At 68.1% G+C, this 23,470-nt stretch carries 24 protein-coding genes; 11 read left to right on the top strand and 13 right to left on the bottom strand.

What is annotated here, in order from left to right:
• Positions 1-19 precede the first annotated feature (19 nt).
• Positions 20-757, bottom strand: a complete 738-nt coding sequence (locus DA1_RS19420) for a response regulator (RefSeq protein ID WP_034397881.1) — start codon at positions 755-757, stop codon at positions 20-22.
• Between the two features lie 209 nt (positions 758-966).
• On the opposite strand from DA1_RS19420, the gene DA1_RS19415 reads away from it, so the two are divergent.
• The 3 genes from DA1_RS19415 (at position 967) to DA1_RS19405 (ending at position 4,900) form a co-directional block, all read left to right on the top strand.
• The gene (locus DA1_RS19415; protein WP_034397880.1) at positions 967-3,579 is read left to right on the top strand and encodes a choice-of-anchor Q domain-containing protein; all 2,613 of its coding nucleotides are present in this window, start codon (positions 967-969) and stop codon (positions 3,577-3,579) included.
• Positions 3,576-4,220 (top strand): molybdopterin-dependent oxidoreductase, encoded by a 645-nt coding sequence (locus DA1_RS19410; protein ID WP_016453577.1) that lies wholly within the window; start codon positions 3,576-3,578, stop codon positions 4,218-4,220. The genes DA1_RS19415 and DA1_RS19410 overlap by 4 nt, the downstream gene beginning before the upstream one ends.
• A gap of 362 nt (positions 4,221-4,582) precedes the next feature.
• A complete protein-coding gene (locus DA1_RS19405; protein ID WP_034397879.1) occupies positions 4,583-4,900 on the top strand; it encodes a hypothetical protein in 318 nt (105 codons plus the stop codon).
• Positions 4,901-4,933: 33 nt separating this feature from the next.
• On the opposite strand, the gene DA1_RS19400 is transcribed toward DA1_RS19405, so the two are convergent.
• The 3 genes from DA1_RS19400 to DA1_RS19390 all read right to left on the bottom strand — a co-directional run bounded on the left by DA1_RS19400 (position 4,934) and on the right by DA1_RS19390 (position 6,404).
• On the bottom strand, positions 4,934-5,302 hold the full coding sequence (locus DA1_RS19400; protein ID WP_034397878.1) for a HepT-like ribonuclease domain-containing protein: 369 nt from the start codon (positions 5,300-5,302) through the stop codon (positions 4,934-4,936).
• On the bottom strand, positions 5,299-5,589 hold the full coding sequence (locus DA1_RS19395) for a nucleotidyltransferase family protein (protein WP_034399096.1): 291 nt from the start codon (positions 5,587-5,589) through the stop codon (positions 5,299-5,301). Before DA1_RS19395 ends, DA1_RS19400 begins: the two co-directional genes overlap by 4 nt.
• Positions 5,590-5,711: 122 nt before the next feature.
• Entirely contained in the window at positions 5,712-6,404 is a 693-nt protein-coding gene (locus DA1_RS19390) for a dienelactone hydrolase family protein (RefSeq protein ID WP_013800233.1), read from the bottom strand.
• Positions 6,405-6,593: 189 nt separating this feature from the next.
• Between DA1_RS19390 and DA1_RS19385 the strand changes: the two genes are divergently transcribed.
• Positions 6,594-7,241, top strand: a complete 648-nt coding sequence (locus DA1_RS19385) for a MarC family protein (RefSeq protein ID WP_012202311.1) — start codon at positions 6,594-6,596, stop codon at positions 7,239-7,241.
• Between the two features lie 53 nt (positions 7,242-7,294).
• On the opposite strand, the gene DA1_RS19380 is transcribed toward DA1_RS19385, so the two are convergent.
• The 3 genes from DA1_RS19380 to DA1_RS19370 all read right to left on the bottom strand — a co-directional run bounded on the left by DA1_RS19380 (position 7,295) and on the right by DA1_RS19370 (position 8,992).
• On the bottom strand, positions 7,295-7,795 hold the full coding sequence (locus DA1_RS19380) for a hemerythrin domain-containing protein (RefSeq protein ID WP_034365659.1): 501 nt from the start codon (positions 7,793-7,795) through the stop codon (positions 7,295-7,297).
• Positions 7,796-8,041: 246 nt separating this feature from the next.
• A complete protein-coding gene (locus DA1_RS19375; RefSeq protein WP_013800231.1) occupies positions 8,042-8,629 on the bottom strand; it encodes a hypothetical protein in 588 nt (195 codons plus the stop codon).
• Between the two features lie 144 nt (positions 8,630-8,773).
• Complete coding sequence (locus tag DA1_RS19370; RefSeq protein WP_012202308.1) at positions 8,774-8,992, bottom strand: CsbD family protein; 219 nt, start codon at positions 8,990-8,992, stop codon at positions 8,774-8,776.
• A 397-nt stretch (positions 8,993-9,389) separates the two neighbouring features.
• On the opposite strand from DA1_RS19370, the gene DA1_RS30560 reads away from it, so the two are divergent.
• On the top strand, positions 9,390-9,563 hold the full coding sequence (locus DA1_RS30560) for a hypothetical protein (protein ID WP_155294337.1): 174 nt from the start codon (positions 9,390-9,392) through the stop codon (positions 9,561-9,563).
• Positions 9,564-9,792: 229 nt separating this feature from the next.
• On the opposite strand, the gene DA1_RS19365 is transcribed toward DA1_RS30560, so the two are convergent.
• The 4 genes from DA1_RS19365 to DA1_RS19350 form a co-directional block, all read right to left on the bottom strand.
• Complete coding sequence (locus DA1_RS19365) at positions 9,793-10,461, bottom strand: ABC-type transport auxiliary lipoprotein family protein (RefSeq protein ID WP_034397877.1); 669 nt, start codon at positions 10,459-10,461, stop codon at positions 9,793-9,795.
• Between the two features lie 13 nt (positions 10,462-10,474).
• On the bottom strand, positions 10,475-11,437 hold the full coding sequence (locus tag DA1_RS19360) for an MlaD family protein (protein ID WP_013800229.1): 963 nt from the start codon (positions 11,435-11,437) through the stop codon (positions 10,475-10,477).
• 198 nt (positions 11,438-11,635) lie between these two features.
• A complete protein-coding gene (locus DA1_RS19355) occupies positions 11,636-12,439 on the bottom strand; it encodes an ABC transporter ATP-binding protein (RefSeq protein WP_016448536.1) in 804 nt (267 codons plus the stop codon).
• Positions 12,439-13,569: an MlaE family ABC transporter permease gene (locus DA1_RS19350; RefSeq protein ID WP_034397875.1), complete on the bottom strand. Its 1,131-nt coding sequence runs from the start codon at positions 13,567-13,569 to the stop codon at positions 12,439-12,441. The genes DA1_RS19355 and DA1_RS19350 overlap by 1 nt, the downstream gene beginning before the upstream one ends.
• A gap of 321 nt (positions 13,570-13,890) precedes the next feature.
• Between DA1_RS19350 and DA1_RS19345 the strand changes: the two genes are divergently transcribed.
• Positions 13,891-15,618 (top strand): GMC family oxidoreductase, encoded by a 1,728-nt coding sequence (locus DA1_RS19345; protein ID WP_034397873.1) that lies wholly within the window; start codon positions 13,891-13,893, stop codon positions 15,616-15,618.
• Here DA1_RS19345 and DA1_RS19340 read toward each other — a convergent pair.
• Positions 15,615-16,538 carry a LysR family transcriptional regulator gene (locus DA1_RS19340; RefSeq protein ID WP_034397871.1) on the bottom strand — a complete coding sequence of 308 codons (924 nt, stop codon included), beginning with the start codon at positions 16,536-16,538 and terminating at the stop codon, positions 15,615-15,617. The two genes, DA1_RS19345 and DA1_RS19340, sit on opposite strands and share 4 nt — an antisense overlap.
• Before the next feature lie 99 nt (positions 16,539-16,637).
• On the opposite strand from DA1_RS19340, the gene DA1_RS19335 reads away from it, so the two are divergent.
• The 5 genes from DA1_RS19335 (at position 16,638) to DA1_RS19315 (ending at position 21,347) form a co-directional block, all read left to right on the top strand.
• Positions 16,638-17,666, top strand: a complete 1,029-nt coding sequence (locus DA1_RS19335; RefSeq protein ID WP_230590956.1) for a zinc-dependent alcohol dehydrogenase family protein — start codon at positions 16,638-16,640, stop codon at positions 17,664-17,666.
• Positions 17,667-17,963: 297 nt separating this feature from the next.
• Positions 17,964-18,722 carry a sulfite exporter TauE/SafE family protein gene (locus DA1_RS19330; RefSeq protein WP_034397868.1) on the top strand — a complete coding sequence of 253 codons (759 nt, stop codon included), beginning with the start codon at positions 17,964-17,966 and terminating at the stop codon, positions 18,720-18,722.
• A gap of 251 nt (positions 18,723-18,973) precedes the next feature.
• Complete coding sequence (locus DA1_RS19325; protein WP_013800225.1) at positions 18,974-19,744, top strand: ABC transporter substrate-binding protein; 771 nt, start codon at positions 18,974-18,976, stop codon at positions 19,742-19,744.
• A 65-nt stretch (positions 19,745-19,809) separates the two neighbouring features.
• The gene (locus tag DA1_RS19320) at positions 19,810-20,592 is read left to right on the top strand and encodes an amino acid ABC transporter permease (protein WP_012202298.1); all 783 of its coding nucleotides are present in this window, start codon (positions 19,810-19,812) and stop codon (positions 20,590-20,592) included.
• Positions 20,589-21,347: an amino acid ABC transporter ATP-binding protein gene (locus DA1_RS19315; RefSeq protein WP_012202297.1), complete on the top strand. Its 759-nt coding sequence runs from the start codon at positions 20,589-20,591 to the stop codon at positions 21,345-21,347. The genes DA1_RS19320 and DA1_RS19315 overlap by 4 nt, the downstream gene beginning before the upstream one ends.
• Before the next feature lie 68 nt (positions 21,348-21,415).
• On the opposite strand, the gene mrdA is transcribed toward DA1_RS19315, so the two are convergent.
• Entirely contained in the window at positions 21,416-23,461 is a 2,046-nt protein-coding gene (gene mrdA, locus DA1_RS19310) for a penicillin-binding protein 2 (RefSeq protein ID WP_034397867.1), read from the bottom strand.
• Between the last annotated feature and the right edge of the window lie 9 nt (positions 23,462-23,470).

The following is a 23,470-nucleotide window of genomic DNA, read 5'->3' as shown; positions in this document are numbered from 1 at the left end:
CTGCCCACCCTGGCGGTGCTCATTGCCGCCCCTCGGCCAGCCAGCCGCGCTGCAACGCCACATGCATCATCTGCGTGCGGCTGGACACCTGCAGCTTGCCGTAGATGCGCCGCACGAAGGTGCGCACCGTATGGCGCGACACGCCCAGCTGGCGCGCCACCTCGTCCAGCGTATGGCCGCGCGCCACCAGGCGCAGCACCTCCAGCTCGCGCGCAGACAGCGCCTGCGCGGCGGCCTGCGGCTCCACAGGCCGTTCCAGCCCGGCCACCGCCCCGGCCCGCTGCTGGCGCAGCAGCAGCTTGCGCGCCACCATGGGATTGATGGGGCTGCCGCCCGCGTGCAGGCTGCGCACTTCCTCCAGCACCGCGTCGGCGGCCAGGTCCTTGAGCAGATAGCCCATGGCGCCGGCCTCGATGGCGGCCAGCACATGCTGCTCGTCGCCAAAGATGGTGCTGACCATCACCGCCGCCCCGGGGTGGCGGGTGCGCACGGCAGCAATCACCTCCAGGCCGCTGCCGTCGGGCAGGCCCAGGTCCACCAGCATCACGTCCATGGCACCGGCCCCATCGGCCCGGCCGAGCTGGTGCAGGGCCTCCGCGCGGCTGGCTGCCGCCCAGCACAGGACCATGTCCTTCGCAGCATTGATCACGCCCACCAGGGCGTGGCGGCAGGCGGCATCGTCCTCCACCACGGCCACGCGGATGACTGTGGCGCCACCCGTCGCGGCGGCAGAGGAAGGGTCTGTGTGCGTGTCCATGGAGGTGGAGTGCGTGGAGAGGGCCGCATGTTCACATGGAACAAGACCGCTGTCATGTCGCCCGGATAGGTGACATGGGCGGCATGGCGGCCCCGCCCCTCTCATCGGCCATGTAGCCCGAACGGGGGACATACAGAAAGCCGGACACCCCATAGATTTGCCCTCTTCAGCACATCACCGAGATGCTGTGCCTACCGAGGGGGTCCGCCATGTCCATCATCCACCCGTCTGCTGCAGCCGACGTACCACCCATACCCACGCCTAGCCCCTGGGGCCGGACATTGCCGGGCCTGGCGGGCGGGTTGGCACTGGCCCTTGCCGGCGCCGCGGCCCAGGCCGCCACACTCACCGTCACCACCGCCGGCGAGATTGCAGACACCGAGCCGCTGTCTCGTGCGCAATGCTCGCCTGCCGCAGGCGACCGCAACTGCGACACCCTGCGCGACGCCATCAACCATGCCGCCGATGGCGACACCATCGTCTTCGGCGCGGCCCTGGATGGGCAGACCATCTCGCTGACCCGCTTTACCAACTGCCTGGACACCGGGCAGGCCGCCGGCGCCACCTGCCTGCCGCTGGCCAGCTGGCCCGGCTACGTCTCGCAGTTCGGCCCCAGCGCCTTCTTCATCAGCGGCAAGCGCATCACCGTCGACGCCACCGCGAATGGCCTGACGCCCCAGGGCGTGAGCGTGCAGCGCCTCGGGACCGCACCCGGTTTCCGGCTGTTCGACATCGATGCGCAGGGTGGACTGGTCCTGCGCGGCCTGACCCTGGCCGGGGGGCAGGCCACAGGCGGCTCCAGCCGCTTTGGCGGCGGCGCGCTGGGTGCGGGCGGTGCCATCTTCAATCGGGGCCAACTCACCATCGAACGCAGCACGCTCACGCGCAATCACGCACAAGGGGGGCAAGGAGGCAGGCTTTCCTTGAACTCTTTTGCAGGTGCCGGCGTGGGCGAGGATGGGACTTTGTCCCCGGGGGGACGGCCGAACGCTGGCGGCCCGGACGATGGCGGCCTGGGCGGTGGCAGTGGCAGCGCCAGCGGCAAGAACGGCGGCTTCGGTGGCGGCGGCGGCGGCTCCGGCGGTGGCGGATTTGGCGGTGGTGGTGGCCGTCGTGGCAGCGGTGGCGGCTTCGGCGCCGGCAACGGTGGCGGCGGCGCCTTCGACGCTGGCGGTGGCGCAGGCGGCATGGGAGGGGCCATTTTCAACAACGCAGGCACCTTGACGCTGAACCAGGTCACCCTCGCTGGCAACGGTGCACACGGTGGGCTGGGCAACAGCAGCGGCGGCGGCGCCGGCCTGGGTGGCGCCGTTTTCAACTACAACGGCGTGCTCACCATCCGTTTCTCCACCCTGGCCGGCAATACCGTGCAGGCCAATGGCGACGACAACCCGGCCGCGCAAGGCGGCGCCATCTACAGCCTGGGCGATTCCCAGGCCGCCTGCAGTGCGGGTGGCAACATCAGTTGCACCCGCAGCGGAGCCTCGCTGGAGATGCAGGCCAGCATTGCCCAGGGCAGCGTGTTCGAGCCGGCCACCAAACAGCCCGCTGGCAGGGACGTGGTGCTGGACCTGCGCAATGGCGGCACCAGCGATGCCAGCGGCAGCAACAATCTGCTGGGCCTGGCGCAGGCCCTGAACAATGCCGACATCAGCGCCCTGGCCTTCACCACGGGCAACCCGCAGCTCGGCCCCCTGGCCAGCCACGGCGGCCCTACCCAGACCATGTTGAACGGCACCGGCAGCCCGGCACTGGACGGGGTGGCCTGCACGGCCGCACCCGGCACGGACCAGCGCGGCGTGGTCAGGCCCCAGGGTGCGCGGTGCGACATCGGCGCCGTGGAGGCGAACGTCTTCCAGACGGCATTGACCGTGCTGGCCAGCGGCGCGGGCGGCGTATCGGCGCAGGCCTCCCCGCCTGCGGCCACGGGTGCCGTACAGGACTGCGGCCGCCCAGGCGGCCTGTGCCAGGCCGGCTATGGCTACTTCGAAGGCGCGCCCACCCTGGTGACCCTGGCCGCCACGCCCGACGCTGGCCATGCCTTTGCCACCTGGGGTGATGCCTGCAGCGGCAGCACGTCCACCTGCAGCGTCACCATCGATGCAGCCAGGAGCGTACAGGCCAGCTTCACGGCCTTCAGCGTCACGGCAAGCCTGCCCTCCGGCACCTACGGCACGGCCTACAGCCAGCCGCTGGCGCCCGTGCCCGGCGGCGGCGTGGGGCCGTTCAGCTACAGCGTGGGCAGTTTGCCCGCAGGCTTCAGCCAGGCCGCCGGCACCCTCTCGGCCCCAGCCACGCAGGCGGCAGGCAGCTACAGCTTCACGCTGACTGCCACCGATGCCAACGGCGCCACCACCGAACCCGCAGCCGTGACCGTGGTGATTGGCCCGGCAGCCACCAGCGCCCACCTGTCGGCCTCCCCCACTGCGCCAGGCCATGGCCAGAGCGTGACTTTCAGCGCCCAGGTCACGCTGCCTGCCGGCGCCAGCGGCACCGTGGATTTCTTGAACGGAACGCAGGTGCTGTGCGCCAGCGTTCCGGTGACCGGCGGGCAGGCCAGCTGCAGCGTGCCCCGGCTGCCACCGGGCACGGCCACGGTGCGGGCGCGCTATGTGCCCGGTGATGGCAATACCTCCGGCTCGGACAGCAACACCGTGACCGTCACGGCAGTCGCTGCGGCGCCCATTCCAGCGCTGGGCGCCGGGGGGCTTGCGCTGCTGGGCCTGCTGACCGCAGCGGGCGCGGCGTTGTCGCGCAGGATGGGCACTTCACGGAAAATCGGCGCTGGCAGATCGCCACGCACCCCCAGGAGTTCCTCATGACCGCATCCGCAAGCCGGAGCCCGCTTTCACGCCGCAGCCTGCTGGCCGCCAGCGCAGCCACCGGCCTGGCCCTGTGCGAAAGCGCCCTGGCCGCCCCCGCCGCCCCCGGGAAAAGCACCGAAGCCGCCGTGCTCACCATCAGCGGCCCCGGCGTGCGCGGCAACCGGGGGCCGCTGGACCCGGTGGCCGACCTGCTGCTGAAAAACCATGGCCTGGCCTTCGACTCGGCCTGGACCACAGGGGCCGGTGCGCTGGAGCGCCTGCCCACGGTGGAGATCACGCCCCATATCGAATACGACGGCCAGCCCCACCGGCTGCGCGGCCCGCTGCTGGCCACCGTGCTGCAGGCGGCCGGAGTGGACAGCGCCGCCGCAGCGGCCAAGGGCCAGTGGATCACCCTGCAGGCCATCGACGGCTACCGCGCCCAGCTGCCGCTGGCCCAGGCCCTGCAATGGCGCATGCTGCTGGCCACGCACATGGACGGCCGGCGCCTGGGCCTGGGCGGCCTGGGCCCGCAATGGGCCATGTACGACGCCGACCGCATTGCGGAGCTGGCAGGCAAGCCCCTGAAGGAACGCTTTGCGCAGGCGCCCTGGGGGCTGTACCACATGGGGCTGCACGCGCAGCAGCCGCAGGGCTGACCCCAAGGCCGCGCATGGTTCCGTTTCGGCGGGGCTGTGCAGGACCTCCGCAAGGGGGTGCCGGCTCCTTTGCCCGGCCCGCCAACCTGCACAGCCCTGCCACCCGTTGGCGGCGGCAAGCTCAGCATAGCGTTGACCACATTGCAACCCGGCCTGCGGCGCGCATTTGGAGTACCATTTCACGATCCCTTCGGGGATACGGGCTTGGCGGCCCGGAACAACGTAGGCGCAGCAGCCGCACGCCTTTTGATGAGGCAGCGGCTTTTTCATCTTCCCGGTGCTGCGCCGGGCACGGTTCCGTTTTTGGCGGGGCTGTGCGGGACCTCCGCAAGGGGGTGCCAGTTCATGCCAAAGGAGCCGCCATGTCTGACCTCGATGCACTCAGCGGAGCACACGCCTCCCCGCCTTTCTTCTCTTCCCCGCAAGTGCCGAGGGAAGAGACCGGCCTGTACTACCCCATTTCCGAATACGAGGTCTATCGCATCAAGGACTGCATGCACCAGATGGGCCTGGTGATCGACCTGTGCTGCATGGCCGGCCCAGACCAACAACTGAGTGACCTGGGCGGGCTGATGAGCTTCCTGACCGCGCAGCAGCGTGCGCTGCGGGGCACGTTGCAGACCGTGCAGGCGCGCAAGGCGACGCCGGGGCCGGCATGTGATCCGGACCCCGGGGGTTGATCAGGCCAGTTGCGGACACTCGCGCAGCACCGGTCAACCCGGCCTGGCGCCGTCCGCATCCCGGCGAATGGATGGCCATTGCCTGAGCAATTCAGGCAAGGCCGTCTGTACGGTGTCCCACACCAGATCGAGGTTGATGTCGAAATAGCCATGGGCGATGCGGTTGCGCATACCGCGCATGTTGCGCCATGGCACTTGCCCGTGTGTCTGGGCGAACTCGGCATAGCCATCCATGACCTTCGTGACAGCCTCGCCGATGATGATGAGGCTCATGATGACGGCCTGCTGGGTGCGCTTGTCCTCCAGGAAATCCTCCTTGGCCAAGCCCTCCACGAAGCTACAGGCATCCGTTGCGGCCTGCTGTATGTGATCGAGGTAATCGGGAAGGCGATGCCCGTTCATATCGGCTGCGCCTCCGCAAGCACCTGGGCCCGGAACTTCAAAGGCAGGTCGCCGGGCGTCAGCAGATCAACGCGAAGGCCGAGCAGCGATTCCAGCTCGACCTGCAGGCCGCCCAGGTCGAACAACGTCGCGCCCGGCAATGCATCGACCAGCAGGTCGAGGTCGCTGCCGTCCCGGTCGGTGCCATGCAGCACGGAGCCGAAGACGCGCGGGTTCGCAGTGCGGAAACGGCTGGCCATTTCACGCACTGCGCTGCGATTCATGTCGAGCACCACGGACGGTCGCATGGACATCCTTTCCTGTTGAGACTTCTGGAAAGCCTATTGCATCAGGCACCGGGTTTCAAGCAGCACTCCCGGAAATCCCGATGCCTGGATTTTCCATGCCGGGCCACGCCCGGCACGGCAGATCAGGCAAGGTGCTGGTCGAAGAAGGCCAGCGTGCGGTCGCGCGCCTGCAGGGCGCTGGCCTCGTCGTAGGCGCTGCGCTGGTCGCAGTTGAAGCCGTGGTCGGCGTCGTACAGGTGCACCTGCACATGCTTTTGCGCCTGGGCGAAGGCCTGCACGGCGTCCACGGGAATGTGCGTATCGCGCCGGCCGAAGTGGGCAATCACGGGGCACAGCGGCTCGCGGCCCATCTCCAGCGGCGTGGTCATGCCGCCGCCGTAGTAGCAGGCCGCAGCCGACAGGCTGGGCAGGTTGCAGGCAGCGCGCCAGGCCCACAGGCCGCCCCAGCAAAAGCCCACGATGCCCACCTTGCCGCCGGGCACCAGCGTGGCGGCATGGGCGATGGCGGCCTCGATCTCGGGCAGCACGCCGGGCTGGGGCAGCGCCTCGGCGGCGGATTTCAGCGCCATGCCCTTGGCACGGTCGGCGTCGCCGTAGCCCAGGTCCACACCGGCCTCGACACGCGTGAACAGCGACGGCGCCACGGCCACATAGCCGCGGGCAGCCAGGCGGTCGGCCACGGCGCGGATATGGGCGTTGACGCCGAAGATCTCCTGCAGCACCACGACGGCGCCGCGCGCGGGCACATCGGGCCGCGCCACCCAGGCCGGCGAAGCCGTGCCATCCAACGAAGTCAACTGCACAAAACTGCCCATGTCCGCGTTCCTTTCTGTCTGAGAACCTGTTGTGATTTCCCGGTGGGCGGACGCGCCCCGCAATGCTGTAATGGCGGCGGGCCGGCCCGTGCGGCAATTCTTTCACAGGAGACATTCGATGGAACGAAAAGTCGTGCGTACCGGCAAGCGCCGGGCACAGGTGGGCGGCGGCAACCTACAGGGAATGCGATGGACCTCAAACCGCTGATCACGCTGGTGGCCATCATCAACCCGCTGGCCATCGTCCCCTTCTTCATCCACTACACCGAGGGATTCAGCGCCCAGCAGCGCCAGCAGACCATTCGCACGGCGGCGTTGGCCTCGTTCTGCGTGATCGCGGCCTGCGCCATCATCGGGCTGCAGGTGCTGGACTTCTTCAACATCTCGCTGCAGAGCTTTCAGGTGGGCGGTGGCCTGCTGCTGCTGATCAGCGCGATGAACATGCTCAACGCCCGCCCGGCCGAGGAACGGCCCAACGCGCCCACGCTGGTCGCTGGCGCGGAAAAGGCCGCCATGGGCAACAGCATTGCCGTGGTGCCGCTGACGATTCCGCTGCTGACGGGGCCGGCCTCCATGTCCACCGTGGTGATCTACGCCGACCAGGCACGCACCATCTGGCAGCACCTGGCCCTGGTGGGCTATGGCGTGGTGGTGGCGCTGGTGGTGATGGTCTGTTTTTCGCTGGCGGACCCGATCGCCCGCGTGCTGGGCAAGACCGGCATCAACGTGATGACGCGGCTCATGGGCCTGATCCTCGCGGCCCTGGCCGTGGAGGTGATGGCGGGCGGGCTGGTGAAGATCTTCCCCATCCTGGCATCGCCCGCGATCGTGCCCTGAGCGGGCTGGCTGACTGGTGGCCTTACTGCCGGTTCAGATCGGTTCAGGCCGGATCAGGCCGGCACGGCCCGCGCGCGGTCGGCGCTGCCGTCGCAGGCACCGCCGCAGCCCGTGATGGGCTGCTCGGGCAAGGCCTCAGGGTGCGCCAGGGAGCCCGTGGCGGGATCGAAGCCCGCACTGCGCAGATGCAGGGCCAGCGCCGCATCCATGGTCTGCGCATGGTGCACGAACCAGGCCGCCAGCTCGCCCGCCATGCTGCGGATCACGGCCAGATCACCGGCCGCCGCCTTGGCCGCCCCCTCGCGCATCACCTGCAGCACCACCTTGTGCTGCAGGCTGTGGCAGTTGGTGCTGGTGAAGCGCGTGGACTGCATCCAGCGGTCTTCCTGGTCGAAATGCACCTGCGTATGCGCGATCAGCTCATCCCAGCGCGCGCACAGCTGCGCATCATCGGCCGCCTCCACCTCGGCCAGCAGCAGGACGAACTCCTGATGCACCTCGTCCATGGCCGGCAACTCCAATGCCAGCGCTCCGCTCCATTCCAGCACGGCCATATGCTTCTCCTGCCTTCATCGTGAAAGCCTGCAGCTTAGGAACAGCACCGCCCAACCCGTTTGACCCACATCAGCCAACCCGAAAACAGCAAAGCCCCGCGAGCGGGGCTTGGTCAAGGCGGATAAAACTGGCGCGGCCCAACATCAGGGACGCCAAGCAAGAGCCGCCTCGCGGCGAGGGCGTCGTCCCCCTCCCTCGCGTAGCGAGTCGAGAGGGGGAAGCGGCGTCAGCCGCTCAGGGGGAGCTTACTGTCCAAACTTCCGCTTGGCATCAGCCACGCAGGTGTCCTTGGCAGCGCCGCTCATGGTGTCGCAACGGGCCTTGGCAGCCTTGTAGTCGGCTTCGCGGGTTTCCTCGGCAGCGTCCTTGCGGGTTTCTGCCACGTTGGCAGCCTTGGCTGCGGAGTTGGAAGCGGGCTCGGCCTGGGCCTTGTTCACCTTGGCGGCTTCCACGGCGTGCACGTGGGCGGCCTTGGCATCCTTCACGCAGACATCCTTGGCGTCGCCCTTGAGGTCATCGCACTTTTCCTTGGCGATGTCGTAGTCCGCATCAGCCTTGGCCTTGAGTGCCTTTTCGCTGTTCTTGGGCGAAGGATTGCGGCGCGATTCCAGTTCGGCCTTGGCCACATTTTCCTGGCCCTTGGCCTGCTTCTCGCAGACGTCCTTGGCGTTGTCCTTGAGCGGCTTGCACTGTTCCTTGGCAGCCTTGTAATCGGCCTCGATCTGGTTCTTGGCGGCCGTGTGCTCCGCATTGGTCATGGCCATGGCGCCGGAGGCCATCAGGCCCAGGGCGACGGCGGACAGCATGTGGCGAAAGCGTTGCGGTGTTTGCATGATGGAACTCCTTGTATTTGTACTGAACCGGCCCTTGGTGCCTGCGGCGGCGGGCCATTGGTGCGTGCCCTCAGGCACGCTGGCTGTCGAGGAGCGGATGGCGGCGCCGGCCAGGGCGTCCAGCCCATCCGCAGTCCACCCTCGTCAGTCTTCGAAGCGGAAGTCGGGGTTGCGCTTTTGCCAGTCGGTCAGCTGCTTTTCGGCAGCGTCGCGGGCCAGGCCCTGGCGCTCCTGCAGCTTGCCCAGGAATTGCTCGCGCTTGCCGGCGATCACATCCAGATCGTCATCGGTGAGCTTGCCCCATTGCTCACGGATCTTGCCGGTGAATTGCTTCCAGTTGCCCTTGATTCGGTCTTCATTCATGGCTTGGTCCTTTCAGTGATGTTGAAGTAGCGCTGTGCAATCAGGCCTTGTTTTTTCAAAGCCGCGATCTGCATCAGCGACGGTTCCACTGTAAAAAACCTGGGGGCTGCGCGCCGTAGTCTGGACCTAGTGTTGACGGTCGTCCCAGGGGCAGCCGAGACGGTGGGATCGGGACTACAGCCCCTGACGGACGCGCGGGAAGCGCTGGGTCAGGCGCGGCCCGCCCCTGCCCCGAATACCCGGCCTTTTCCCCGTATGTCCGCGCCTGCGTCGTGGCGGTTGAGCAAGTGCAATGACAGCCGGAGAGTGGGCCGTTCGATGAAGCATCGCCGAGCAAAGATGCTTAAGGCCCCATCGCAAAGCATCGTCGCTAAGATTCATTCAACAGGAGCCTGCCATGCTTACCAAAGAACGCACTGACATCAACACCGAAGTGCTCAGCCTGAAACAGGCCAGCATGTCGCGTGCACTGATGGCTGCCCGCAAGGCGGTGAACACCGGCCTGCTCCGCACGCGTAGCAGCTCCAGCAAGGTGGCCTACACAAGGGAGTTGAGGGTCAAATCCTCCTGATTCAGGCGTAAGGCCTTCGCCCTGCCAAAGCCCAGCTCTGCTGGGCTTTTTGCTTGAAGGAGCGCGGTCAGGCTCACAAGCGCTGCAATCGCCCTGACGTGGCCTCGCCAAAGCGGCTCGAACCTGAGTCCACTCCACGAAGAAACAGCCGAACAGTGCAGTGCACCAATCGGCTGTTGTTGAGAGGGGAAGAAAGGAAAAACGGCGGGCTGGCGGCCAAAGCTACCGCTCAGTGCCCCTGCTGCCCCAGCCACGCATCGATCTGCGCAATGGCGGCATCGGCCGCCGTCGCCAGCGCCTTCGCGCCGCCTGCGGCATCGCCCGAAGCTGCAGGACTGCGCACCTCGAAGAGTTTTTGGCCCAGCAGGCGGTCCACGGCACCGCTTTGCTCGACCAGGGTGGCGCGCAGGCGCACGACGCCGGCACTGGAGCCGGGCGCGTCAAAGACCTGGCTGAACTCTTCGATGTCCACGCGCAGCAGCGTGGGCACGGCGCCCTGCAGGCGCGGCTGGGCCACGCTTTCGCTGCTGGCCAGCACGGGGCGCTGCAGGCCCAGTTGGCTGCGCAGGCGCTGTTGCAGCAGCAGTGCAGGAGGCTGGCTCCAGCGCGCCAGCTGGTAGGGGCGCAGTTCCTGGCCGTTGGCATAGGCCAGGCGGTAGAACATGGCTGTGCTGCCGTCAGACAGGGCGGGTGCCTCCACATCGGCCAGCGCCAGCGGCGTGCGTGCCTGCGGGGGGGCGGATGTGGCGGACTGCGCGGGCGCGGACAGCGGCGCCAGGCCGAAGTCATAGCGCGCGGGCTGGGCGGGGGGCTGCGGCAGGGCCGAGCAGCCGGCCAGCAGGATCAGGGCGGCGGCCAGTCCAGCGCTGGCCACGGCGGTCTTGCGAAATGGGGACATGGGGGTTCCTCGGTCAGGGCTGGGTGGCTGCGGACGGGGCGACGAAGCCGGGCTCGCCCGGCCCCGGACGGGCCTGGCCCGGCCCGTAGATCACGGCCTGCGGGTTGTCGCTGAAGCGGCTGGCCGCCGTGCCCATCTGGCGCGCGGCGCGCGAGACATCATCGGCCGCGCGGTTGGCGTGCGGCACCGTGCTGCGGCCCAGGGAGTCGGCCATGCGGGTCAGTGCGCGCGTGCTCTGGGCGATCTGCTCCAGCGGCCCGTCCTGCGCGTTCACGCGGCGCACGGTCTGCTGCAGTTCGGAGGCCACGGCAGAGGCGCCGTTGCTGGCCTTCTCCAGCGACTGCAGGGTGTTGTGGGCGTCGGCGGCGAGCTGCGGCACCTGGGTGGACAGCGTGCGGTCCAGGTTCTGCGTGAGCTGCTGCACGCCTGCGGCGGCGGCCGCAATGTTCTCCAGCGCCTGGCTCACGCGCTTTTGGTTGTCGGTGTCCAGCATGTCGCTGAGGCGGCGCGAGATTTCATCGGCGCGCTCCAGCAGCACCTGCCCCTGGTCGGCCAGCATGCTCAGCGGCGACGAGCGCAGCGGCAGGCGCGGCAGGCCGCTGGGGCCGGGCGGCAGCTGGGGCTGGGGCTGGTCCGCATCATCGAGCTGCACATGGGCCAGGCCCGTGACGCCCTGGTAGCCCAGCACGGCGAACGTGGTGGGCGTGATGGGCGTGTTCACACCGATGGCGATGCGGATCAGCACATTGCCATTGGTCTGCGGATCGAACCCGATCCGCGTGACCTTGCCCACCGCCACGCCCTTGTAGCGCACGGCAGCCTGGGCCTGCAGCCCGCTGATGCCGTCCTTGGTGGACAGTTCGTACTCGTTGTACTGCCGCGTATCGCGCGTCAGCCAGATCGCCAACCCCGCCAGCAGGGCCGCCACGACCAGCACGAAAATGCCGGCCGCCATGGCATGTGATTTGTTTTCCATATCAATGGTCCATAACGTTGAGCCCAGCAAAACAAGGCATGGGGCCACAGCCCCAAGGGCCAGCACTCAGAGCGCGGCCTTCAAAACCGGCGCACCCCAAGGCGAGGGACACCGAGCAAGGGCCGCCCCGCCGCGAGGGTGTCGTCCCCCCCCGCAAAGCGAGAGGGGGGAAGGCGCGAAGCGACTCAGGGGGGCTTCTCATACCGTGCTCATCGCGCGCCTGCCGCGCTCCCCCTGGAAGAAATGCTCGATGAACGGATGCTTGAACTCGGCCACCTCGCGCGGCGGGCCGCTGACCAGCACCTTCTTCTCGGCCAGCACGGCCACGCGCGAGGACAGGGCGAACAGCGTGTCCAGGTCGTGCGTGACCATGATGACGGTCAGGCCCAGCTCGGCACGCAGCTCGCGCAGCAGTTCGCAGAATTCGTCGGAGCTGGTGGGGTCCAGGCCGGCCGTGGGCTCGTCCAGCAGCAGCAGGGGCGGGTCCATGATCAGCGCCCGCGCCAGCGCCACGCGCTTGATCATGCCGCCCGAAAGATCGGCCGGCATGCGCGAGGCATGCTCGGGCTTGAGGCCCACCATCTGCAGCTTGACCAGGGCCGCGTCGCGCACCAGTTCGTCGGGCAGCGTGCCCTGCTCGCGCAGCGCGAAGGCTACGTTGTCCAGCACGCTGAAGGCCGAGTACAGCGCCCCATGCTGGAACAGCATGCCCACGCGGCTGGCGGCGCCCTCGCGGCCCATTTCGCTGGCCGGGCGGCCCAGCACTTCGACACGGCCCTTGGTGGGCTCCAGCAGCCCCAGCATCTGGCGCAGCAGCACGGTCTTGCCCGTGCCCGAGCCGCCGACGATGGACAGCATCTCGCCGCGCTGCACATCCAGGTCCAGGTCCTGGTGCACGGCAAAGGCGTTCTCGCCTTCGCCGAACACGCTCCACAGCCCGGCGATGCGCACGATGGGCTCGTCGGCTGCGGGCGTGGAGGAGGTTTCGGTGTCCATGGCCATCAGATTCCGACATCTTTGAAAAGAATTGCGAAGATCGCATCCACCACGATCACCATGGTGATGGCCGTCACCACCGAGGCCGTCGTGCCCTTGCCCAGGCTCTGCGTATTGGGCTCCACGCGCAGGCCCCAGTGGCAGCCGATGAGGGCGATGAGGGCGCCGAAGACCACGGATTTGCCCATGGCGATCCAGAGGTTGCCGATCTTCACGGCGGCAGGCAGGGCCTCGGCAAAGTAGGCGCCCGTGACGCCCATGGTGAGGTCGGCCGCGAGCATGCCGCCGGCCAGCGCGGCCAGCGTGGTCCACAGCGAGACCAGGGGCATGGCGATGGCCAGCGCCAGCGCGCGCGGCAGCACCAAGCGAAAGCCGTGCGGTATGCCCATGACCTGCATGGCATCCAATTCCTCGGTCACGCGCATGACGCCGATCTGGGCGGTGATGGCCGAGCCCGTGCGGCCCGCCACCAAAATGGCCGCCAGCAGCGGACCCAGCTCGCGGATCAGCGAGATGCCCAGGATGTTGACGATGAAGGATTCAGCCCCGAACTGGCGCAGCTGCAGCGCCATCAGGTAGGCCAGCACCACGCCGATCAGAAAGCCCACCAGGGCCGTGATGGGCAGGGCCGTGGCGCCCATGGAATAGAGATGGCCGGAGATGTCGCGCCAGGGCCCCCGGTGCGGCGCACGCGCAAAGCGCAGCAGGTCGATCAGCAACTGGCCGATGAGCCGCGTCATCTGCGCGAAATGGCCGCAGGCGTTGATCACCAGGCACCCCAGGCTGTCGATGCGCTCCAGCAGGTTCGGGCGCGGGGGCGGCGGCGCAGGTTCCTTGGAGAAACGGCCCACGCGTTCGAGCATGGCGCGCTGCGCATCGCTGGCCGCCAGGCGCGCGGGCAGGCGACGGCCCCAGTGGTTCCACAGCAGCTGCGCGCCCACGTGGTCCAGCCAGTCCAGCCCTTCGAGGTTCCAGCCCAGGTCATCGCCCTTGGCATCGGCCAGCTGCGCACGCAGCCTGCGCCATTGCGCCCGCCGGCCCAGCTCGGCCGCGCCCCAGGAGCCGGTCAGCAACGCCCACTGGCCGTCGTTGTCGCGGCGCAGGCTGCATTGGGGGGGATTGTTGAGGGCAGACAAGTGCGGAAAGTCCTTGGGGGTTGCGAAGGCGGGGCGCGCAGGCAGGGCCGGGCGGCATTGCAGCCAAGACCGCAGGATAACCGAGCGGCACGGGCCGCAGATTGCCTGGCGGCGCCGTGCGGACGACAGCTTTGCCCTACGCGTGCAATTTTTATCAAAAAACCAGCGCGACAGCCATGACTGCTGCATGCGATGCTGCAAAAAAAGGAGTCCAGCGCGCTTTCCCTCTCGACAGTGCGCATGCCGTCCGCACAATGGGCCGAAGCACCAACCCCGGCTCCCAAGGACGTTCCGGCCCGCAGCGGACGCCCGCCCATCTCCATGAGCAACACCACCTTCGACTACATCGTCATCGGCGCCGGCACGGCGGGCGCCCTCCTGGCCAACAGGCTTTCGCGCGATGGCCGCAGCCGCGTGCTGCTGATCGAGGCAGGCGCCAAGGACGACTACCACTGGATCCACATCCCCGTGGGCTACCTGTACTGCATCGGCAATCCGCGCACCGACTGGCTCTACCAGACCGAGCCCGACGCAGGGCTCAACGGCCGCAGCCTGCGCTATCCGCGCGGCAAGACGCTGGGCGGCTGCTCCAGCATCAACGGCATGATCTACATGCGCGGCCAGGCCCGCGACTACGACGGCTGGGCCGAGCTGACCGGGGACGACGCCTGGCGCTGGGACCAGGTGCTGCCGGCCTTCCGCCAGCATGAAAGCCATTGGCGGCTTGATGCCGGCGGCAACGCCGATGCGGGCTTTCGTGCCCTGCACGGCGGCACGGGCACAGGCGGCAGCGCCGAATGGCGCGTGGAGCGGCAGCGCCTGCGCTGGGACATCCTGGACGCCTTTGCCGAAGCCGCGCAGCAGGCCGGCATTCCGGCCACCGAGGACTTCAACGGCGGCAGCAACGAGGGGGTGGGCTACTTCGAGGTCAACCAAAAGGGCGGCCTGCGCTGGAACACCGCCAAGGCCTTCCTGCGGCCCACCTGCTATGGCCGCCCCAATTTCGAGCTGTGGACCCATGCCCAGGTCAGCCAGCTGCTGTTTGAACAGCTGCCCGCCGGCGGCCTGCGCTGCAGCGGCGCCCAGGTCTGGACCGGCTCGGAAATGGTCAACGTGCAGGCAAGCCAGGAGGTGCTGCTGTGCGCGGGCGCCGTCAACTCCCCGCAGATCCTGCAGCTGTCGGGCATCGGCCCGGGCGCGCTGCTGCAGAACCACGGCATTGCCGTGCGCCACGACCTGCCCGGCGTGGGCGAGAACCTGCAGGATCATCTGCAGATCCGCTCGGTCTACAAGATCAAGGGCGCGCGCACGCTGAACACCATGGCCAATTCGCTGTGGGGCAAGGCCGGCATCGGCCTGGAATACCTGCTGCGCCGCAGCGGGCCGATGAGCATGGCGCCCTCCCAGCTGGGGGCCTTCACGCGCAGCAGCCCGCAGCAGGAGCACCCCAATATCCAGTACCACGTGCAGCCGCTGTCGCTGGACGCCTTCGGCGAGCCGCTGCACGGCTTTCCGGCCTTCACGGCCAGCGTCTGCAACCTCAATCCCACGAGCCGGGGCACGGTGCGCATCCACAGCGGGGACTTCCGCCAGGCGCCGGCCATTGCGCCGCACTACCTGTCCACGCCCGAGGACCGGCAGGTGGCCGCCGACAGCCTGCGCGTGACGCGGCGCATCGTCAGCCAGAGCGCGCTGGCGCGCTTCGTCCCCGAGGAATGGAAGCCCGGCGTGCAGTACCAGAGCGACGAGGATCTGGCGCGCCTGGCCGGCGACATTGCCACCACCATCTTCCACCCCGTGGGCACGACGAAGATGGGCCGCGCCGACGACCCCATGGCCGTGCTGGACAGCCGCCTGCGCGTGCGCGGCGTACAGGGCCTGCGCGTGATCGATGCAGGCGCCATGCCGCGCATCACCAGCGGCAACACCAACAGCCCGACGCTGATGATGGCGGAGAAGGCCGCCGGCTGGATTCTTGCGGACCGGCAGGGACAGGGCCAGGAGACCGCACGGGAGAGCACGGAACCGGCCGTTGCGCTGGCCGCCTAGGACTGCTCCTGCAGCAGCGGCGGAATCGCCGCCAGCAGCGCATCGATGGTCACGCGCAGCCGGTAGGGCAGAAAGCGCGTGCGCGGCCACAGCACATGCAGGGGAATGCGCGCGGCCGGCACGTCGGGCAGCAGGCGCACCAGCGCCCCGCTGTCCAGCGCACTGCGCACCCGCCACAGCGGCATGTGGGCCAGGCCCGCGCCCTGCAACGTGGCCGTGGCAATGGTTTCTATGTCGTCAAAGCCCAGCGCCGGCTCCAGCACGGGCGAGGCCAGCGATCCATCCTCACCTGCCAGCCTCCAGGGGGCGGCGCGGCCGCTGCGCATATAGGCAATACAGCGATGCCCGGCCAGGTCGGCCACGCTGCGCGGCGCGCCATGGGCCTGCAGATAGGCGGGTGATGCGCACAGCACCATGGTTTGCATGCCAAGGGGCCGCGCAACCAGCCAGTCGCTGTCAGACAGTTCCCCGCTGCGTATGGCCAGGTCGATGCCGTCATCGGCGAAGTCCAGCTGGCGGTCGGTGAAGCTGGCCTCGATGCGCAGGCGCGGATGCAGCTGCGCCAGCTCCAGCAGCAAGGGGGCCACGTGGTGGCGGCCGAAGACCACGGGTGCGCTGATGCGCAGCCGTCCCACCACTTCCCGCCGCCCGGCTTCCAGCATGTGCCGGGCGGCATCCAGGTCCTCCAGCGCCTGCGCGCAGCGCTCGTAGAACATCTGGCCGTCCTCGGTCAGCCCCAGGCTGCGCGTGGTGCGCACGAACAGCCGCGCGCCCAGGCGCTCTTCCAGCCGCGCCACGGCCTTGCCGACAGCCGAGCGCGTAAGGCCCAGGCGCTCGGCCGCCTGGGCGAAGCTGCCGGCCTCGGCCGAGGCGACGAAAGCGCTGACGCCTGCCAGCCTGTCATTTGCAATTGGTTCCATAAATTCTACAAACCATAGCCTCAATTGAATCAATGCAATTATGAAGGAATCAATAGACTGAAGTCCTGTTTGATACCTGCCTCGAAAGGACCGCCTTCCATGACCGTGCCTGCGTCTTCCCCATTCATGCAGCAATGGCAACTGCCCGCTCTGGGCCACGAAAACCTGCAGCTGGTGCAAGTACCCATTCCCGAGCCCGGGCGGGGCCAGGTACTGGTGCGCGTGCATGCGGCATCGCTGAACTACCGCGATCTGATGATCCTGCGCGATGGCATGGGCATGGTGCCGGCCCTGCCCCTGGTACCCGGCTCGGACATGGCTGGCGAGGTGGTCGCCCTCGGCCCGGGCGTCTCGGAGTTCGCGGTTGGCGACGCCGTGATCAGCACCTTCTTCGCCGGCTGGCAGGACGGCGTGCAGCCGCGCACCAGCCTGCCGCTGGGCTCGCCCGGGCCGGGCATGCTGTCGGAATACGTGGTGCTGGGCGAAGACAACCTGGTCGCCGCACCCCTTCGGCTGGACTTTGCGCAGGCCAGCACCCTGACGTGCGCGGGCGCAACCGCCTGGTTCGCGCTAGCCGAGTCCGCGCCCACGCGGCCCGGCGACACGGTGGTCATCATGGGCACGGGCGGCGTGGCGCTGTTCGCCATGCAGATTGCCCATGCGCAGGGTGCGCGCGTGGTGGTGGTTTCGGGCAGCGACGACAAGCTGGCGCGGGCTGCGCAGCTGGGTGCAGACCACGGCATCCACCGCCACCGCACGCCCGACTGGGCCGCCGAAGTGCGCGCCCTCACGGGAGGGCGTGGTGCCGACCATGTGCTGGAACTGGCCGGGGGGGATAACTTCGGCCGCTCGCTATCGGCCCTGGCACAGGGCGGTCGCGTGTCGGTGATCGGCAATCTGCAGGGCGATGAGCTGCGCGGCTCGGTCTATCCGCTGCTGCTGGGGCGCGCCACCGTTCAGGGCATCGGCGTGGCACACCGGCGTGCGCTGCAGGATCTGGTGCGGGCCGTGGACTGGCTGAAGCTGCAACCTGTGATCGACAGCGAATACGCGCTGGCCGATCTGCCGGCAGCCCTGGAGCATCTGGAGCGAGGTGCTTTCGGCAAGCTGGTGCTGCGCATGCGCTGAACGTCCGGCAACCGACAATCATCGCTCCAGCCCTTTGCTGGTGCAATCCCGCACTTTTGCGGTAACTGCGGGAAATCCCCGATGCACCACCCAGGTGCGGCCATTAAAGTCCACCCACTCTCGCGGCACCACAGTGCTGCACAAGAGGGGCCGAGGAGACAACTCGTACACAACCAGATCAACATTCATAAATAGCATCTCAAGATGCATTTCCCAGAGCGCCGGCAAGTCCGGCGCTTTTTTTATGCCTGCGGCCAGCCTGCTGCGGCACCTGGGCGGTGCGACAATCGCCGCCCTATGGAATGGATCATCGTCTCGCTGGCCTCGATGCTGGCCGGCTTCGTGGACGCCATCGTGGGCGGCGGGGGCCTCATCTTGCTGCCCGCGCTGTTCGCCACCTTCCCCACCGCACCGCCCGCCACGCTGCTGGGCACCAACAAGAGCGCCTCGGTCTGGGGCACGGCCATGTCCACCTGGCAGTACGGCCGCAAGGTGCGGTTGCCCTGGCGCGCGATGATGCCGGCGGCCTGCGTGGGCATGGCGGGCTCCTTTGCGGGCGCCTGGGCCGTCACGCAGATCTCCCCCGATTTCCTGCGCCGGCTGCTGCCGCTGGTGCTGCTGGGCGTGCTGGTCTACACGTTGGCGCGCAAGGATATGGGCCGCCACCACACCCCGCACTATTCGGGCCGCGCCGAGACGCTGATCGCCTGCGCCATCGGCCTGGTGATTGGCTTCTACGACGGTTTCTTCGGCCCCGGCACGGGCAGCTTCTTCGTGTTCCTGTTCGTGCGGCTGATGGGCTATGACTTCCTGAACGCATCGGCCTCGGCCAAGCTGCTGAACATGGCCACCAACCTGGCGGCGCTGGCGCTGTTCGCGCTCAAGGGCCATATCTGGTGGCACTTGGCCGTGCCCATGGCGGTGGCCAATGTGCTGGGCGCCATGCTGGGCACGCACATGGCCCTGCGCCATGGAACGGGCTTTGTGCGCGGCATTTTCATCGGCGTGGTGAGTCTGCTGATCCTCAAGACCGGCTACGACGCCTTCATCGCCTGAGCACGGGCCAGCGGCGTTCGCAACACCTGCCATCGGCGTTGGCGACGGCAACCTTCTATAATTGCCGACTTTTCGCCTTGAGCTGCGGCGGCTGGTGCATGTCGCACCCCTGCCAGCGGCCGTACCCGACCAGCCGACCAGCCGCAAAAAACCGGCCCCGCCGTCCATGGCCCATGCACTGATGCGTGCCTTGGCGCTTTCTTCATGCTGCGGCGCCGGGGTCAGGTCTTGAGCGACAGCCCAGGAGTTCCATGAAACGCTTTACCGTCATCGCCGCCGCCGCGCTGGCCCTGTGGACCGCCGCCGGCGTTCAGGCCCGCCCCTTCGACGCCATCCAGAAGGAAGGCACGCTGCGCCTGGCCACCGAGGGCTACTACGCGCCCTTCGCCCATTTCGAGGGCAAGCAGTTGACCGGCTTCGAAGTCGAGCTGGCCCAGATGATGGCCGCCAAGATGGGCGTGAAGTACGAGTGGAAGACCATCAGCTTCGACGCCCTGCTCACCGGCCTGCAGCAGGACCGCTGGGATCTGGTGATTTCCTCGCACGGCATCACGCCCGAGCGCGAGAAGGCCGTGACCTTCACCCAGCCCCACTACTGCTCTGGCGCCATCGTGATGTCGCTGGACCCGGCCATCCGCTCGGCCAAGGACCTGGCGGGCAAGACGGTGTCGGTGCAGACCGGCACCACCTATATGCAGTACATGGAGAAGAACCTGCCCGGCATCAAGCGCCTGGTCAACTTCCCCACCAACGAGGCAGCCCGCAATGCGCTGCTGTCCAAGCGGGTGGACGCCTGGGTGACCGAACGCTTCATTGCCAAGGAACTGCAGCAGAAGAACCCCAATGCCCAGCTCAAGCAGGGCGAGTTGCTGCTGGTCGAGCGCATTGCCGCCGCCGTGGCCAAGGACAACAAGTCGCTGGCCGATGCCTGGAACAAGGCCTTCAAGGAAGCCCTGGCCGACGGCAGCTACGCCAAGCTGTCGCAGAAATACTTCCACGAAGACATCCGCTGCCCTGACTGAGGCCCCGGGCAGATCTGCCCGACCGGCGCCCACTTGCAGGGCGCCTTTTTGTTTCTAGCCCACCTATGCTTACCGTCCTCTGGCCCGCCCACTGGAGCCGCTCGCAGCGCAGCAACGCCACCCTGGTCACGGCCCTGCTGCTGATGGTGCTCGTGGTTTCGCTGCTGGGGCAGTTGCTGTCCCTGCTGCCCGAGCCCATAGGCTCCAATGCCGACACCTTCGCCGAAGGCGCGCGCACCACGCTGTACCTGACGCTGGTCAGCGGCGCCGCCGGCCTGGTGCTGGGCATCGCCGCCGCGCTGGCGCGCACCTCGCGCACGGCCGCCCTGCGCTGGGCCGCGGGCTTTTATGTCTGGGCGATCCGCGGCACGCCGCTGCTGGTGCAGATCCTGTTCATCTACTTCGCGCTGCCGGTGCTGATCCCGGGCCTGAACCTGCCCGACTTCGCCGCCGCCTGCATTGCGCTGGCGCTGAACGTGGGCGCCTACAACGCCGAAGCCGTGCGCGCCGGCCTGCAGGCCGTGCCACGCGGCCAAGCCGAGGCCGCACGCGCCCTGGGCCTGCCGCGCATCTGCGTTTTCATGGACGTGGTGTTCCCGCAGGCCTTCAAGATCTCGCTGCCGCCGCTGGTGAGCAACTTCGTGGCCCTGCTCAAGGATTCGTCGCTGGCGTACGCCATCGGCGTGGTGGAGTTGACCAATGTGGGCAACCGCATCCAGTCGGCCACCTTCCAGCCCGTGGAGACCCTGGTCACCGTGGGCGTGACCTACCTGGTGCTGACCACGCTGGTGACCCAGGTCACGGCTGCCGTGGAGTACCGCTTCGACGTGGAGGGCCGCCACAAATGAGCGCCGACAAGCTGGCACGGGGCATGCCCTACATCGTGGCCGAGAAGGTCACCAAGTCCTTCGGCAGCCACCAGGTGCTCAAGGGCGTTTCCACGCAGTTCTGCACGGGCGAGGTGACGGTGATCATCGGCGCCTCGGGCTCGGGCAAGTCCACGCTGCTGCGCGCCATCAACCGGCTGGAGCCGCATGATGGCGGGCGCATCACCATCGACGGCGTCGAAGTCACCGACAACGAAGCCACGCTGCAAAAGCAGCGCTGCGAAGTGGGCATGGTGTTCCAGCAGTTCAACCTGTTCGGCCACATGACGGTGCTGGACAACGTGACCCTGGCGCCGCGCCGCATCCACAAAACGCCGCGCGCCCAGGCCAATGCCAAGGCCATGGCCCTGCTGGAGCGCGTGGGCATGCAGGCCCATGCCCACAAGTACCCTTGGCAGCTGTCGGGCGGCCAGCAGCAGCGCGTGGCCATTGCCCGCGCCCTGGCCATGGAGCCGCAGGTGATGCTGTTCGACGAGCCCACCAGCGCGCTGGACCCGGAGATGGTGCAGGAAGTGCTGGACGTGATGCGCGAGCTGGCACGCGGCGGCATGACCATGATCGTGGTCACCCACGAAATGGGCTTCGCCCGCGAGGTCGCCGACCGCGTGATGTTCTTCGACCAGGGCTGCATCGCCCACGAGGCCCCACCGGCCGAGTTCTTCGGCAACCCGGCCAGCGAGCGGATCGCGGCGTTCATCGGGCGCATGGGGCATTGAGGCCTGGGCCTGCGCACGCAGGCTGCTCAAGAAAACAAAGAGCCGGCAATGCCGGCTCTTTTGCTTTCTCAATCCTCCAGCTCGCCAGCAGACGGCGGTGGCAGCGCGGCAGCGCGGTTGGATGCCACGGGCGCCGATGCCTCGGGCGGCTCGTAGCGCGGCAGGCCGGGCAGGTTCACGGTTTCTGCGTCCAGCGTGATTTCGGAGACGCGGCGCGGGGCGCCTATGGGCACGCCAGCCTGGCCCTTGCGCATGGCGGCCATGTCCTCCAGGCTGGGGTAGCGGCCCAGCAGCCAGTAGTCGAACACGCGGCGTGCCAGCGGCGCGGCGGCGGCGGCGCCAAAGCCGGCGTTCTCCACGATGACGGCGACGGCGATGGTGGGGTTGTCGGCCGGCGCGTAGGCGATGTACAGCGAGTGGTCGCGCTGGAACTCGGACAGGCGCGAGGCGTTGTACTTCTCGTTCTGGCGCACGCCCACGGCCTGGGCCGTGCCGGTCTTCCCGGTGGAGGTGTAGGGCGCGTTGCCGAAGATGCCGCGCGAGGTGCCCTCCACCGTCACGGCGGCCACGGCGGCGCGCACGGCTTCCACGTTCTCGGGCTTGTAGCCCATGCTGGTGCCGGGGTCCTTGTTGATGGCCGAGAACTGCTGCGTCACGGCATCCACACGGCCCACGGCCAGGTGGGGCCGGTGCTTGACGCCCTTGGCCGCCAGCGTGGACATGGCGTTGGCCAGCTGCAGGATGGTGAAGTTGTTGTAGCCCTGGCCGATGCCCAGCGAGATGGTCTCGCCCGCGTACCACTTCTTCTGCTCGGGCCGCTTGTAGGTGTTGCGCTTCCACTCGGTGCTGGGCAGCACGCCGCGCGCCTCGCCGCGCACGTCGATGCCGGTGATCTGGCCGAAGCCCAGCGGCTTCATGTAGTCGTGGATCATGTCCACGCCCATGTCGTTGGCCAGCATGTAGTAGTACACGTTGGACGACTTGATGATGGAGCGGCGCAGATTGGTCGGCCCGTTGGGGTGGCCCGAGCGGAAGGTGTGGCCGCCGAAGGTCCAGCTGCCGTTGTCCATGATGGTGGTGTCGGGGCGGCGCTTGCCCGACTCCAGCGCGGCAATCGCCATGAAGGGCTTGTAGGTGGAGCCCGGCGGATAGGTGCCCCGCAGCGCGCGGTTGAGCAGCGGGCGGTTGATGGATTCGTTGAGCGCGGTCCAGCTTTCCTGGTCGATGCCATCGACGAAGAGATTCAGGTCGAAGGTCGGGCGGCTGACCATGGCCAGCAGCTCGCCGCTGCGCGGATCGATGGCCACCAGGGCGCCACGGCGGTCGCCGTACAGCTCCTCCACCATGCGCTGCAGCTTGATGTCCAGCGACAGCACCAGGCTGTCGCCGGGCGTGGCGGGGCGGCTGCCGAGCTTGCGCACGGCATGGCCGCCGGCCGAGGTTTCCATCTCTTCCCAGCCGGTCTGGCCGTGCAGGTCGGTTTCGTAGCTCTGCTCCACGCCCAGCTTGCCGATGACGTCGGTTCCCCGGTAGTTGGCGGCGTCGTCGGAGTCTTCCAGTGCTTCCTTCTCGCGCTGGTTGATGCGGCCGATGTAGCCGATGACGTGGCTGGCCGTGTCCTGCATGGGGTAGGTGCGGAACAGCCGCGCCTTGATGTCCACGCCCGGGAAGCGGTAGCGCTGCGCGGCGAAGCGCGCGACCTCGTCATCGGTCAGGCGCGTGCGGATGGGCAGGGAGTCGAAGCTGCGGGAATCGTCCACCAGGCGCTTGAACTTGCGCCGGTCGCGTGGCGTGATCTCGACGATCTCGGCCAGGCCGTCGATGGTCTCTTCAAGGTTGCCCGCGCGCGAGGGCATGATCTCCAGCGTATAGGCCGAGTAGTTGGTGGCCAGCACCACGCCGTTGCGGTCCAGGATCTGGCCCCGGTTGGGCACGATGGGCACCACGGCCGTGCGATTGCTTTCGGCGCGCTCGGCCAGCTCCTCATGGCGCTGCACCTGCAGCACCAGCAAGCGAGCCACCACCAGCCCGAAGGCCAGCAGCACCACCACGCTCATCACCCATGCGCGCAGCCTGAATCGCTGCAGCTCGGCTTCTGTATTGCGGATTTCCATCACGCGTCA

This window comes from Delftia acidovorans NBRC 14950, assembly GCF_001598795.1.
GTDB classification, from domain to species: Bacteria; Pseudomonadota; Gammaproteobacteria; order Burkholderiales; family Burkholderiaceae_C; genus Comamonas; species Comamonas acidovorans.
This window is presented reverse-complemented; position numbering and strand designations above follow the sequence as displayed.